The organism is Paraburkholderia sp. EG304 (genome assembly GCF_046543485.1).
GTDB classification, from domain to species: domain Bacteria; phylum Pseudomonadota; class Gammaproteobacteria; order Burkholderiales; family Burkholderiaceae; genus Paraburkholderia; species Paraburkholderia youngii.
In genome coordinates this window covers 26,408-40,175 of the sequence record NZ_JBKGUA010000011.1, presented here as the reverse complement: position 1 = coordinate 40,175, position 13,768 = coordinate 26,408, and the positions used below count along the sequence as shown (strand labels likewise).

General features: G+C 62.7%; 14 protein-coding genes. 13 read left to right on the top strand and 1 reads right to left on the bottom strand.

What is annotated here, in order from left to right:
- From urtC to ureG, 13 genes are all read left to right on the top strand, one after another.
- Positions 1 to 1,191 carry an urea ABC transporter permease subunit UrtC gene (urtC, locus tag ACLFKU_RS15455; RefSeq protein ID WP_410849653.1) on the top strand — a complete coding sequence of 397 codons (1,191 nt, stop codon included), beginning with the start codon at positions 1 to 3 and terminating at the stop codon, positions 1,189 to 1,191.
- 10 nt (positions 1,192 to 1,201) lie between these two features.
- Positions 1,202 to 2,065 carry an urea ABC transporter ATP-binding protein UrtD gene (gene urtD, locus ACLFKU_RS15450; protein ID WP_368585915.1) on the top strand — a complete coding sequence of 288 codons (864 nt, stop codon included), beginning with the start codon at positions 1,202 to 1,204 and terminating at the stop codon, positions 2,063 to 2,065.
- 50 nt (positions 2,066 to 2,115) lie between these two features.
- Positions 2,116 to 2,808 (top strand): urea ABC transporter ATP-binding subunit UrtE, encoded by a 693-nt coding sequence (gene urtE / locus ACLFKU_RS15445; protein WP_368585914.1) that lies wholly within the window; start codon positions 2,116 to 2,118, stop codon positions 2,806 to 2,808.
- A gap of 150 nt (positions 2,809 to 2,958) precedes the next feature.
- Entirely contained in the window at positions 2,959 to 3,318 is a 360-nt protein-coding gene (locus tag ACLFKU_RS15440; protein ID WP_368585913.1) for a hypothetical protein, read from the top strand.
- 64 nt (positions 3,319 to 3,382) lie between these two features.
- The gene (locus tag ACLFKU_RS15435; RefSeq protein ID WP_368585912.1) at positions 3,383 to 3,580 is read left to right on the top strand and encodes a hypothetical protein; all 198 of its coding nucleotides are present in this window, start codon (positions 3,383 to 3,385) and stop codon (positions 3,578 to 3,580) included.
- Positions 3,581 to 3,653: 73 nt separating this feature from the next.
- Positions 3,654 to 4,523: an urease accessory protein UreD gene (locus ACLFKU_RS15430; protein ID WP_410849652.1), complete on the top strand. Its 870-nt coding sequence runs from the start codon at positions 3,654 to 3,656 to the stop codon at positions 4,521 to 4,523.
- 214 nt (positions 4,524 to 4,737) lie between these two features.
- Complete coding sequence (locus ACLFKU_RS15425; protein WP_368585910.1) at positions 4,738 to 5,550, top strand: transporter substrate-binding domain-containing protein; 813 nt, start codon at positions 4,738 to 4,740, stop codon at positions 5,548 to 5,550.
- A gap of 110 nt (positions 5,551 to 5,660) precedes the next feature.
- Positions 5,661 to 5,963: an urease subunit gamma gene (gene ureA / locus ACLFKU_RS15420; RefSeq protein ID WP_008923043.1), complete on the top strand. Its 303-nt coding sequence runs from the start codon at positions 5,661 to 5,663 to the stop codon at positions 5,961 to 5,963.
- A 25-nt stretch (positions 5,964 to 5,988) separates the two neighbouring features.
- The gene (locus tag ACLFKU_RS15415; protein ID WP_013088655.1) at positions 5,989 to 6,294 is read left to right on the top strand and encodes an urease subunit beta; all 306 of its coding nucleotides are present in this window, start codon (positions 5,989 to 5,991) and stop codon (positions 6,292 to 6,294) included.
- Between the two features lie 87 nt (positions 6,295 to 6,381).
- Complete coding sequence (gene ureC, locus ACLFKU_RS15410; RefSeq protein ID WP_368585909.1) at positions 6,382 to 8,088, top strand: urease subunit alpha; 1,707 nt, start codon at positions 6,382 to 6,384, stop codon at positions 8,086 to 8,088.
- 2 nt (positions 8,089 to 8,090) lie between these two features.
- Positions 8,091 to 8,735, top strand: coding sequence for an urease accessory protein UreE (ureE, locus tag ACLFKU_RS15405; protein ID WP_410849651.1), 645 nt, complete (start codon positions 8,091 to 8,093; stop codon positions 8,733 to 8,735).
- The gene (locus tag ACLFKU_RS15400) at positions 8,722 to 9,402 is read left to right on the top strand and encodes an urease accessory protein UreF (RefSeq protein WP_410849742.1); all 681 of its coding nucleotides are present in this window, start codon (positions 8,722 to 8,724) and stop codon (positions 9,400 to 9,402) included. The genes ureE and ACLFKU_RS15400 overlap by 14 nt, the downstream gene beginning before the upstream one ends.
- Before the next feature lie 20 nt (positions 9,403 to 9,422).
- A complete protein-coding gene (gene ureG / locus ACLFKU_RS15395) occupies positions 9,423 to 10,085 on the top strand; it encodes an urease accessory protein UreG (protein ID WP_410849650.1) in 663 nt (220 codons plus the stop codon).
- A gap of 1,071 nt (positions 10,086 to 11,156) precedes the next feature.
- Here the strand turns inward: ureG and ACLFKU_RS15390 are convergent.
- The gene (locus ACLFKU_RS15390) at positions 11,157 to 13,697 is read right to left on the bottom strand and encodes an N-acetylmuramidase family protein (RefSeq protein ID WP_410849649.1); all 2,541 of its coding nucleotides are present in this window, start codon (positions 13,695 to 13,697) and stop codon (positions 11,157 to 11,159) included.
- Positions 13,698 to 13,768 lie beyond the last annotated feature (71 nt).

The following is a 13,768-nucleotide window of genomic DNA, read 5'->3' as shown; positions in this document are numbered from 1 at the left end:
ATGACATCGGCTACTTCGTCGTCGAACCCTTCTTCAGCCGCGTCGTCGCGCGCGGGGGCAGGCGCCGCGCGCGAATTCAACACCGGCTTTGCGCTCGGTCTGCCACCGCGGCCCGCGTTGCTGTCGCGTCGCGCGTGGCTCGCGCTGATCGCGTTGATCATCGTATTCGGCCTCGGGGTGCCGTTCGCCGCGCTGGTGATTCCGCAGACGAGCGCCTTGCATCTGTCCGCGTATGCGATGACGCTGACCGGCAAGTTCATGTGCTATGCGATCGCCGCGCTCGCGCTCGATCTGGTGTGGGGCTACTGCGGCATCCTGAGTCTGGGCCACGCATTGTTCTTCGCGCTCGGCGGCTATGCGATCGGTATGTACCTGATGCGCGCGATCGGTCACGACGGCAAGTACGGCAGCGATCTGCCCGACTTCATGGTGTTTCTCGACTGGCACCAGTTGCCGTGGTACTGGCAAGGCACGCAGCATCTCGGCTATGCGCTGCTGCTCGTCGTGCTGGTGCCGGCCGTGGTCGCGTGGGTATTCGGCTTCTTCACGTTCCGTTCGCGCGTGAAGGGCGTGTATCTGTCGATCATCACGCAGGCGATGACCTTCGCCGCGATGCTGCTGTTCTATCGCAACGAAACGGGCTTTGGCGGCAATAACGGCTTTACCGACTTCAAGCGCATCGGCGGTTTTCCGATCACGCATCAGGGCACACGCGCCGCGTTGCTGCTGATCACCTTCGCGGTGCTGATCGCCGCGTTCCTCGGCGCGCGCGCGATCGTCACGTCGAAGCTCGGCCGCGTGGTGACCGCGGTGCGCGACGGCGAAACGCGGCTGATGTTTCTCGGCTACAGCCCGCTCGCGTACAAGCTGTTCGTGTGGACCGTGTCGGCGGTGCTGTGCGGCATCGCGGGCGCGTTGTACGTGCCGCAGGTCGGCATCATCAATCCGGGCGAGATGTCGCCGGGCAACTCGATCGAAATGGCGATCTGGGTCGCGGTCGGCGGACGCGGCACGCTGATCGGCCCGATCATCGGCGCGTTCGCGGTCAACGGCGCAAAGAGCTTCTTCACGGCGAACTTCCCCGAATACTGGCTGTTCTTTCTCGGCCTGATCTTCGTGCTGGTGCCGCTGCTGCTGCCGAACGGCATCATGGGTCTCGCCGATCTGCTGACGCGCAAAAGAAACCGCTGAGGAACCGCTGATGAACGAAAACCCGATGGTTCCCGATCTGGATTTGCCCGAAGCACCGGCGGAACGCTCGCTGAGCGGCGTCGCGAGCATGGGGCACACGGTCGTGCCCGGCGAGATCGACGTATCGCATGGCACGATCCTGTACCTCGAAGACGTGACGGTCAGCTTCGACGGCTTTCGCGCACTCAACGCGTTGTCGCTCGCGATCGACGCGGGCGAACTGCGCTGCATCATCGGCCCGAATGGCGCGGGCAAGACGACGATGATGGACGTGATCACGGGCAAGACCGCGCCCGATCAAGGCAAGGTGTTTCTCGGCCAGTCGATCGATCTGACGCGGATGAACGAACCGGCGATCGCGCGCGCCGGCATCGGTCGCAAGTTCCAGAAGCCAACCGTGTTCGAGCAGCATCCGGTGTGGGAAAACCTCGAACTCGCGATGAAAACCGACAAAGGCTGGTGGGCGTCGCTGCGCGCACGGCTCGATCGAGACGCGCAGGCGCGCATCGAGCAAACGCTCGCGCTGATCGGACTGGAAAGCGAAGCGCGCAGGCTCGCCGGAGAGCTATCGCACGGCCAGAAGCAGCGCCTCGAAATCGGCATGCTGCTCATGCAACGCCCTGCGCTGCTGCTGCTCGACGAACCCGCGGCCGGCATGACCGACGACGAGACGATGCAACTCGCCGAATTGCTCAACCACCTGCGCGGCACCTGCTCGATGATGGTCGTCGAGCACGACATGGAGTTCGTCGCGGCGCTCGCGGGCGATACGGGCAAGGTGACGGTCATGGCCGAAGGACGCGTGCTCGCGCACGGCACGCTCGACGAAGTGAAGCGCGATGAGACCGTGATCGAGTCTTATCTCGGCCGCTGATCGAAGCTCAAGGCGGTACCGCATCGTCAACCCGACAGGATGACTGAAACATGCTCGAAGTAGACCGACTGAACCAGTACTACGGCGGCAGCCATATTCTGCGCGACGTGAAACTCACGGTGCCCGACGGCAAGCTCACGGTGCTGCTCGGGCGCAATGGCGTCGGCAAGACCACGCTGCTGCGTTGCCTGATGGGCGTCGTGCCCGCGAAAAGCGGCGCGATCGCGTGGCGCGGCGAACCGCTGATGAAACTGCCCACGCATGCGCGCGTCGCCCAGGGGCTCGCCTACGTGCCGCAGGGCCGCGATATTTTTCCGCGCTTGACCGTCGAGGAAAACCTGCTGGTGGGCGCCGCCAGCAGAAAGGCGCCGAAGAAAATCCCCGAGCGCATCTACGAGCTGTTCCCGGTGCTGAAGGACATGCGCAACCGCCGCGGCGGCGATCTGTCCGGCGGTCAGCAGCAACAGCTCGCGATCGGCCGCGCGCTGATGAGCGAGCCGCAACTGCTGATCCTCGACGAGCCGACCGAGGGCATCCAGCCGTCGATCATTCAGGACATCGGCCGCACGCTGCGGCAGCTCGTCGAGGACATGGGCATGACGGTGCTGCTCGTCGAGCAGTACTACGACTTCGCCAAAGCGATCGCCGATCGTTACTGGGTGATGAGTCGCGGCGAAATCATCGCGGGCGGCGAAGGGGCGAACATGGATGCCGATGGAGTGCGGGGGTTGATTGCCGTGTAAGCGTTTTTTCAATCTGCGACAGCAGTTAGAAAGCTTGCGGCCCGCGCCGTCGGCCCCGTCTAACGCGACTGAAGCTCACCGCTCAAGTTATCCGCCGCGCAACCGTTACACAGGCTAGGCAGCGCCGCAACGGTTCGACAGGTGGACACCATGGACGACAACAAGCAGGTCAGACGCGAGTTTTACAGAAACCCAGCCTCCTATTGCCGGGTGATGAACGTGGTGTCGGCGGTCACCTTTGGTTTATTCGAGGTGGACAGCGGCGGTACGGTCGGCATGCTGTCGGTGCGCTGGGAGAAGCTCGGCAACGAACTCGCGCCCCAGCTGCACGCGTACTACGACAGCTGGCACGTGCTCGCGTCGTTCCAGGACGTCCTCGCGAGAATGGCTGAGACGACCGGTCCGTCGTGTTCGCCGGAAGCTTTCTGTCAGCTCCTGCTCGACTGCGGATTCATCAATCGCGCGGAACGCGGCGTGGACGATCACGCCGCGCCGAGCCGCGTGCGCTAGACGCTGCCGCTGTAAAACCCGGGTTAGCAACACAACATCGTTAGAGAAGAGAAGGGAGAAAAGCATGTCCGTGACGGTTAACGTCGAGTATCAGTACTGCCGACATGGCAAGAAAGCAATCGAGACAGGCAGCGACTCGTTGACCGTCCAGGAAAACACCCCGCGCGCTATCGTCGCGTTGCTCCGGCTGCTGCATCCGCAGTGGGAGGGCATCAAGGTGCTGTCGGTGACCGAGGCCTCGCCTGAAGACACTGCGTCGTAGTCGCTAGCGCGCGGCTCTCGCGCCGCGACCCGCGTGCTATCCTCGCCGCACGCCGGTTCCCCCTTTCATCCGCATGTCGCTCCACGAAAACCACGCCACGCTCGCCACCGCTCACTCACCGTGGCGCGCGCGACTCGAACTCGGCTTCGTCGGCGGCGACGCTCGCACGACGCTTGCGCACCGGCTGCACGATGGGCCGCTGCGCGTGCAACGGCCGCTCTATCCGGAAGGCCCGGCGATCTGTCACGCGGTGATCGTGCATCCGCCCGGCGGCGTCGCGGGTGGCGATCAGCTCGACATCGACATCACCCTCGGCGCGCACACGCACGCGGTGCTGACGACGCCGGGCGCAACCAAGTGGTACAAGTCGAACGGCCGCGCGGCGCGGCAGCGCATTGCGCTGCAGGTCGGCGACCAGGCGAAGCTCGACTGGCTGCCGCAGAACAACATCGTGTTCGATCACGCGAATGCGCAACTCGATTTTTCGCTGACGCTCGGCGCCGGCGCGAGCGCGATCGGCTGGGATGCAACGCAGCTCGGACGCCAGGCGGCCGGCGAACGCTGGTCGGCGGGTAGCTTGCGCGCGGTGTCGCGTATCGTCGGCGCGAATGGCGAGCCGCTGTGGTTCGAACGCGCGACGCTTAGCGCCGACGATCCGCTGCGCGACGCGCCGCAGGGCCTCGCGGGCTTTCCGGCCTACGGCACGCTGTGGGCCGTAGGCGCTGCTTGCGACGACGCGCTCGCCGAGTCGCTCACCGCGCAACTGCCGTTCGACGACACGTTGCGAGCGGCAGCCTCGTGCGTGACCAACGGCGTACTGCTCGTGCGCGCGGTGTCACGCTCGATGGAAACGCTGCAGCACGCGCTCACGCGCTGCTGGCTGCAGTTGCGGCCGGTCGTGCATGGTGTCGCGGCGGTGCCGTTGCGGATCTGGTCGACCTGAGCGCGCGGCTTCCCGCTTTCGTCTTCAATGCCCTCCTCGCGCACCAAGGCGGCGCACGCGCACGCCCCAAGCATGTGCGCGAACCGGCGCAGCGTGCCGCCCAATCGGGGCGAAGCACGATGGCACACAGCTTGCATTGGATTCGCCACTTCGCGGCCGGACACGAAGAAGCCAGCCACGACCCGACTCCAACGACACCACCACGCTCACGCCAATGACCCGCACTCTGTCCCGCTCCGCGCGCCGCGCCTTGCTGGCCGCGCTACTCGCCCTGCCCATCTTCGCCGACCTCGCGTTTCATGCGGGCGCCGCGCACGCCGACACGCTCGACAACATCGCCAAGGCCGGCGTGCTGAAGGTCGCCGTGCCCGAGGACTATCCGCCGTTCGGCTCGGTCGGTCCCGACATGAAGCCGCAGGGCTACGACATCGACACCGCCGCGCTGCTCGCCAAAGCGATGAACGTGAAGCTCGAACTGGTGCCGGTCAACAGCGCGAATCGCATTCCGTATCTGCAAACGGGCAAGGTCGATCTGGTGATCTCGTCGCTCGGCAAAACGCCTGAGCGCGAGAAGGTGATCGACTTCTCGAGCGCGTACGCGCCGTATTACCAGGGCGTGTTCGGTCCCGCCGATATCAAGGTGAGCGCTCCCGCCGATCTGACAGGCAAGACGGTCGGCGCAACGCGCGGCGCGCTCGAGGAAATCGGTCTCACACAAATGGCGCCGAACGCGACGATCAAACGCTTCGAGGACAACAACGCGACGATCGCCGCGTTCCTGTCCGGCCAGGTGCAGCTGATCGCGGCCGGCAACATCGTCGCGGCCGCGATCCTCGCGAAGAACCCGTCGCGCCGTCCGGAACCGAAGTTCGTGATCAAGAACTCGCCCTGCTTCGTCGGCATGAACAAGAACGAGCCGCGCCTGCAACAGAAGGTCGATGCCGCAATCGCGCAGGCCAAACACGACGGTACGCTCGGTGCAATGTCGAAGAAGTGGTTCGGCGCTCCACTGCCCGCCGACCTGTAATCGTGCAAGCGCGTTTGTAAGCGCGCCGTTAGCCGGGCTTGATACCTTGACCGGCTGATGGCGCGACGAGCACGCCGCCACGACACCTCAACGCCGAGACCCACACCCCGATGAAGCTGACACCTCGCGAGAAGGACAAGCTGCTGATCTTCACCGCCGCGCTGCTCGCCGAACGGCGCCGCGCGCGCGGCCTAAAGCTGAACTATCCGGAGGCGGTCGCCTTCATCACCGCCGCGCTGATGGAAGCCGCGCGCGACGGCAAGAGCGTCGCCGAGGTGATGCACTACGGCACCACGCTGCTCACGCGCGCCGACGTGATGGAGGGGGTGCCCGAAATGATCCCCGACATCCAGGTCGAAGCGACGTTTCCCGACGGCACCAAGCTCGTCACCGTCCATCATCCGATTCCCTGAACTCCTCTTCGTCAAGGCAGGCCCCATGATTCCCGGCGAACTCCTCATCGACGACGGCGAGCACGAACTGAACGCGGGCCGCGCGACGGTCACGGTGGTCGTGTCGAATACCGGCGACCGTCCCGTGCAGATCGGCTCGCATTACCACTTCTACGAAGTGAATGACGCGCTGTCGTTCGATCGCGAAGCGGCGCGCGGCTTTCGCCTGAATATCGCGGCGGGCACCGCGGTGCGCTTCGAGCCCGGCCAGGAGCGCACGGTCGAACTCGTCGCGCTGGCGGGCGAGCGCGTCGTGTACGGCTTCAACGGCAAGGTGATGGGCAAGCTGTGATGCGCTGCCCGCGCCCTCGCGTTTCGACCGCCCTGCTCCGCCTTGCGTTGCTTGTAGCCCGCTTGTAGCTCACTCCGGACCCACACCATGACACTACGCATTGGCCGCCGCGCGTACGCGGAGATGTTCGGCCCCTCCACCGGCGACCGCGTGCGCCTCGCCGACACCGAACTGCTGATCGAGATCGAGCGCGACTTCACGACCTACGGCGAAGAGGTCAAGTTCGGCGGCGGCAAGGTGATCCGCGACGGCATGGGCCAGTCGCAGCGCGTGCATGCCGAAGTCGTCGATACCGTCGTGACGAACGCGGTGATCCTCGATCACTGGGGCATCGTGAAGGCCGACATCGGCATCAAGGACGGCCGCATCGCGGCGATCGGCAAGGCCGGCAATCCGGACATCCAGCCGAACGTGACGATCGCGATTGGCGCGGCCACCGAAGTGATCGCCGGCGAAGGGCTGATCGTGACCGCGGGCGGCATCGATACGCACATCCACTTCATCAGCCCGCAGCAGATCGAGGAAGCGCTCGCGAGCGGCGTGACGACGATGCTCGGCGGCGGCACCGGCCCCGCGACCGGCACCAATGCGACGACCTGCACGCCAGGGCCGTGGCATCTCGAGCGCATGCTGCAAGCGGCCGACGGCTATCCGATGAACCTCGGCTTTCTCGGCAAGGGCAACGTGAGCCAGCCGGCACCGCTGACCGAGCAGATCGCCGCGGGCGCGATCGGCCTGAAGCTGCACGAGGACTGGGGCACGACGCCCGCGGCGATCGACAACTGTCTTTCCGTCGCCGACGATACCGACACGCAGGTCGCGATCCACACCGATACGCTGAACGAAGCGGGCTTCGTCGAAACGACGGTGGCCGCGTTCAAGGGCCGCACGATCCACACGTATCACACCGAAGGCGCGGGCGGTGGACATGCACCGGACATCATCAAGGTGTGCGGCGAAACGAACGTGCTGCCGTCGTCGACGAATCCGACGCGGCCCTATACGGTCAACACGCTCGACGAGCATCTCGACATGCTGATGGTGTGCCATCACCTGGATCCGTCGATTGCCGAAGACATCGCATTCGCCGAATCGCGGATTCGCCGCGAGACGATCGCGGCCGAGGACATCCTGCACGATCTCGGCGCGCTGTCGATGCTGTCTTCCGATTCGCAGGCGATGGGCCGCGTCGGCGAAGTGATCATCCGCACGTGGCAGACCGCGCACAAGATGAAGGTGCAACGCGGCGCGCTGCCCGAGGACAACGCGCGTCACGACAATTTCCGCGCGAAACGCTATGTCGCGAAGTACACGATCAATCCGGCGATCACGCACGGCATCGCGCACGAGGTCGGCTCGATCGAGCCGGGCAAGTGGGCCGATCTGGTGTTCTGGGAGCCGGCGTTTTTCGGCATCAAACCGTCGCTGATCCTGAAGGGCGGCATGATCGCGATGGCGCAGATGGGCGACCCGAATGCATCGATTCCGACGCCGCAGCCCGTGCATTATCGCGAGATGTTCGCGACGCGCGGTGGCGCGCTGGGTCGCACGTCGCTGACTTTCGTGTCGCAACTCGCCGCCGATGCGAACGTCGCCGAACGCTATGGTTTGGAAAAGCGCATCGTCGCGGTCAAAAACTGCCGCAACGTGACGAAGGCCGACATGATTCACAACGCGTGGCGCCCGAACATCAGCGTCGATCCGGAAACCTACCAGGTGATCGCCGACGGCCAGCTGCTGAGCTGTGATCCGGCCACCGTGCTGCCGATGGCGCAACGCTATTTCCTGTTCTGATCATGCGCACACTGAACAAACTTCTCGCGCCGCATCTGAAGATTGCGCCCGTACTCGTCAAGCGAGCGCCGACGTTGACGCTCGCATTCGATGAACGTCGCAAGAGCCGTCTTGCGGCGACGCTCGATAACGGCGAGGAAATTGCATTGCTGTTGCCGCGCGGCACCGTGCTGCGCGATGGCGACGTGCTCGTCGCCGATGATGGCGGGCTCGTGCGTGTCGTTGCGGCTGACGAAGCCGTGCTTGTGGTACGCGCTTCGGACGCGTTGACGTTGACGCGTGCCGCATATCACCTCGGCAATCGTCATACGCCGGTCGAAGTGGGCGCCGATTATCTGAAGCTCGAATACGATCCGGTGCTCGCCGACATGCTCGAGCGCATCGGCGCGACGCTCGAGCGGGTGTCGCTGCCGTTTCAGCCTGAGGCCGGCGCATATGGCGGTGGGCACAAGCACGGGCACGATGAGACTTTCGCCGAGGACTATGCGATCGCGCAGCAGGTGTTTGGTGAGCATCATGGGCATGAGCATGCGCATGAAGGCTCTTCGCACTCGCACTCGCACTCGCAGGACCACGATCATGACCACGTGCACGACGAATCGTGCGGACATGGGCATCACTCGCATCACCACCATGCGCATCGCTGAACTCACCGCGCTGCTGCATCTCGCGTCGCCGGCGCTGCCCATCGGCGCGTTCAGTTATTCGCAGGGTCTCGAAGCGGCGATCGAAGCGCAACTCATCACCGACGCCGACTCCGCGCGCACGTGGATCGAACGCGGGCTGACCGACGTGCTCGCGCGCGGCGAGTTGCCGTTCCTCGCGCAGCAGATCGAACGCTGGCGCACGCACGACGCGGTCGAACTCGCCGACGCCAACGCCGAATTTCTAGCGAGCCGCGAGTCCGCCGAACTGCGCCGCGAAACCGAGCAGATGGGCTGGTCGCTGCGGCAGTTGTGCGTGTCGCTCGAATGGGGCGATGCAGCGAGGCGCGAAACGCTCGCGTCGCTGACGCCGCTCGCGCAGCCGAGCGCGTTCGCATTCGCCGCCTACGCGCATGATGCGTCCACCGATGCCGCGCTCGCCGCCTATGCGTTCAGTTGGGTCGAGAACCAGGCCGCCGCCGCGTTGAAGGCGGTGCCGCTCGGCCAGCTCGCGGGGCAGCGCATCATCGTCGCGCTGCGCGAACCGATCGATGCGGCCGTCTCGCGCGCGCTCGCCATTTCGCGTGACGATCTCAACACATTCGCGCCGCAGCTCGGCATTCTGTCGGCGCGCCACGAGTCGCAGTATTCGCGGCTCTTCCGCTCGTAACACGATTCCCACGATCCATCATGAACGCACCCCATCATCCGGCTGCCCATACCTCGACCCAGACCCGCACCAAGAAGCTGCCGCCGCTGCGCGTGGGCGTCGGCGGCCCGGTCGGCTCGGGCAAGACCACGCTGCTCGAAATGCTGTGCAAGGCGATGCGCGACCAGTACGACCTCGTCGCGATCACGAACGACATCTATACGAAAGAGGATCAGCGTCTGCTGACCGTCGCGGGCGCGCTGCCGGCCGAACGCATCATGGGCGTCGAGACGGGCGGCTGCCCGCACACGGCGATCCGCGAGGATGCGTCGATCAACCTCGAAGCGGTCGACCGCATGCTCACGCGTTTTCCGGACGCGGACATCGTGTTCATCGAATCGGGTGGCGACAACCTCGCGGCAACCTTCAGTCCGGAGCTGTCGGACCTGACGATCTACGTGATCGATGTCGCGGGCGGCGAGAAGATCCCGCGCAAGGGCGGACCCGGCATCACGAAGTCGGATCTGCTCGTGATCAACAAGACCGATCTCGCGCCGCTGGTGGGCGCGAACCTCGACGTGATGGCGTCGGATGCGAAGAAGATGCGCGGCGAGCGGCCCTTCGTGATGTGCAATCTGAAGGCGCTCGAGGGGCTCGACGAAGTGGTGAAGTTTATTGAAAAGAAGGGGTTGTTGAAGGTGTGAGGGGAGGATTTTTATTCTCGTCAAAAGAATATCGCTTACGTATAGCCTCCTCGGCCATTCCGGAATCGAGGCAATGCCAATAAAGCCTCCGCGTGACTTCCTCGCAATCGCTAGCCATGTGGGACCAAGTGTCGCCCCCAATCTACAGGCCTCACTAGTCGCGACAAACCATGTAGATATGAGACCAACCTATGACAGCGCAATTTTTTCTCTACATTTTGCAATTCAGCGATCCATAAGGTTTGAAGGAGATCTCTGATTCATGGTTGAGCGAATTACTTGCGGGACCGGCCCAAGGTCTTGACTTACCGCGAATGCAAGAGGCCGGGAAGCGTATGCAAAAACAGGTTGCACAGGCCGCCCAAGAAATAGCAGCATCGCTTTCATTGGCTACCCTCAGTCGCCACTTTAGAACATACCTTATTCAAGACAAGATCGAATACTGGCATACCTTGAGCTCCGAATTTTCCTCTCCGCCGTAAGCCTGACTGGGCCGTCATGGTGATACGCGTCTGTCATCCAAAAATATCCCTCCCAGTGCCGACCGACGGTCGCAGCGAGCTAGACAGCTGAGTTGAAAATCAAGAGCACCCTAGTGCGCTACTCGCATCGCACTTCAAATGATCAATAACCTTTGAGAGATGATCTACCACTTTAGATTGGCATTTAATCTGCACTTCATCGCCTCCACGACGAGCAACGGCAACTCCATAACGTGGAACCCGAGATTCAGTTGCATCATAGCTCCTAAACACCGAATACTCGTACCCCCCTTCACGAAAGAAATTCGCGCATAATCAACATCCGCCCGAAAATAATGATTATAAGTAAAGCCATTCTCGCTCGCCTCGTTTGCGGAGTACGCCATCTCTATATTTCCAACCCCTCCAAACAGATATGTCATTATCTTTGTTCGATTATCCACACACAAAGCGATCTTCTTTGATTCTCTAGTTGCACAGGAGAAAATCACTGATTCTTCCGGAGCGCATAGCGAACGGGCAGCAAAAGCATCCCCGCAAGTTGCATTTGCAAAAAAAATCCCAATACAAATCCAGTATCTTATCAATCTCATTTTCCACCTAACTCCCGATAATTTCTCGTGATCGTCGCATCATAGCCCTGCTGGGCGGGCCCGTTATATCGAACTGCAAACGCGTGCCAATCCTCATTGCAAATGGCCTTCGTTAAAATCGGATCCGCCTTTATAAATGAGACAAACGCCCTAAGTTGATTAGATTCCGACTGACTTACCGATGCAACATAGTCTTGCACTCTTTGAAAGCCCGCGGCCTTGAAGTTGCTCCCCAATATCTGAAATCGTCCCCAGGATGCGGAGAGCAATGCCGCGGTTTGGTCAAGTGCGTAAGCTTCCATCAATTTCTCATATTGAATTGCCTTGATTCCGTAGCCCCCTTGTGTGGGATTGGAAATGTGAGGATGGCTTTGATCGAATTTGCCATGGGTAGCACGATGAAATAGATGTCGCTCAAAGAGAATGGCTGGCACCAGATCATCCCCTGAAGCCAAATCTTGGCCTGGCTTGAAGTAGGCGCCTGACGAACCGGATTCCGTTTTTGCAACAGCCTTTATTGCGTGCGAGTGACAGCCCAGTTCTGTAGCCGCCTCTGCGTAGTCTCTTTCATTAAGCGACTGACCACTGTATTTCCACAAAAACTGCAGTTCGATTCGTTGACCCTGAATGGTAATGAATGGATGCGCCTCTCTCCGCGCAAAATTCCCCACCAGCCCGATCGGATTGATGTGATACACATCCGATCCGGGGAAGCCAGGGACGCCCGCCGCCACCTCGTCCCACCACACCAGCTTCGCGATGCGCTTCTTCTCCTCTTCATGCTCAGGCCTGTGTCCGGTGCGCTCTTCGATGGCACTGACCAGCGCCTGCCACTTCGCCGGATTGGCCCATTCACTTTCGTGTTTCGCGATGAGGCGCGATGCGCGAAACGCGGCCCACGGAAATCCGGAACGCTGAGGGCTTTGTCCCCCGCTGCACAGCTCGTCCGCCGCGTAAAGACCGTCACCGCCCGGATACAGGACGCGATAGATTGCGGCCATCAGTGGGCTCAGCTTGCCAAGTGAACCCGCACCGGATGCCTCAGTGCGAAGCGCATAGTCCACATAGTCGCCCGTGGTTGCAAAAATGGTATGCGTCGGATCGTGGTCCTCGTCGTAACACTCGAAGTCGATCCAGCTTTGCGAAAACTCCCGCGTCACGCGACCGCCCTCGAAGCTCTGCTCACGTACCCATCCGCGAATGATGTTGCCTCGCACATCCGCGCTGTCCACCTTCCACCAGCGCCGTTTCGTCCCGTCGCTGCCTGGGTCTTGTTCCATGAACACGTGACCGTCATCCTGCGGCAACGCGGCAAAGCGATAAGCCTGGACCACATCGGTCTGTTTCGGGTCCTTGCCGGATTGCCCATTGGCATGGTCATGGTAGAGGGTCGTTCCACGCGCCACGCGCACAATGGTGGGCTCCGGTGACAGGCCCAGCTCGCTCCACCGGTCCTCGTGCGCACAGTTGGCCCGAACCCAGTCGCGTCCGGACTTGATGAACTGCCTGATGCCCTCGCCGCAGAACACCTCGATGTGCGCCAGCCGCGTTCCGCTCGTACATGCGTTCAGCGAGTCATAGCGGCCAGGGTGGCCGATCAGGTCACCGGCCTTGACGGGAAATCCACCGGCTGTCCCCTGCGGATCGCCCGCGCTGCACGTCCGGTTGGTCGTGACAATCACCCGGTCGAACATCGAATCCGGCATGCGCTCTTTCGCGACCGGCCCGCCATTCTGCGCGCCCAGGCAAATCCATCCGCCCACCGCCGCGGAAGCTGCGACGTAGCCGCCCGCCTCGGGCGCATACAGCGTTGCTCCGTTCAGGTCCGTTAGCTGGCCCCACGTTGCACCATGCACCGTGTCAGTCTTGCCGATGCTGACACTTGCCCCCTGCGGCACGATGCCAACGATGGGGCCATTCGGCGTCCTGCGCACAGGCAGACCCACCTGCGACGGATCCGCAACCTGCCCACTGCGACCCGGCCGTGGCCTGTCCTGCGCAAACTGCGTCACCTGCCACTGCCGCGACCAGTACGCCGGTTTCTGCCGCTTCGGGAAGTTGTCATAGTCAGCGTTGGACATCAGGTGCATGTACAGGCTGTAGAACGTCAGCTGCGTGCCGCGCGGAAACTCCATCTCGTGCCGCACCAGGGCAAAGCCCGTGCTGTACGGAGCCAGAAGCGGCACGTTACTGCCGTCCACGCTTGCCTCGCTGACCGGATAGTCCTGGTTGGCGCGATACGCGATCAGCACACCATCCGCGATGCAGCGTAGTCCCGCGTCGAGGTCGAGCGCCTGCCCCGCGCCCGCCTCCGTGATGTGGATGCCACCGTGCCACATGCCCTTGCGGCTGACGAGATACGCGCCGGACGGCTCGTTCGTGGCAAGAAGGCGATAAATGTCGTGCTCGTCGGTGAAACGGGTGGATGCACTGGCATTGCCTTGCGCCTTGCGCAGAAAGGGAAAGGCAAAGGCCAGTTGTTTGAGGACGGGAGGTTGCGGCGTCTGCGGGCGGTGAGGTGCCGGTTTGCTCGTCATGGATTCGGTGCTCTCCTGGATGAGAAGGACCGCACGAATATGACGGACAAACAAGCATCGTCAATTAGCCA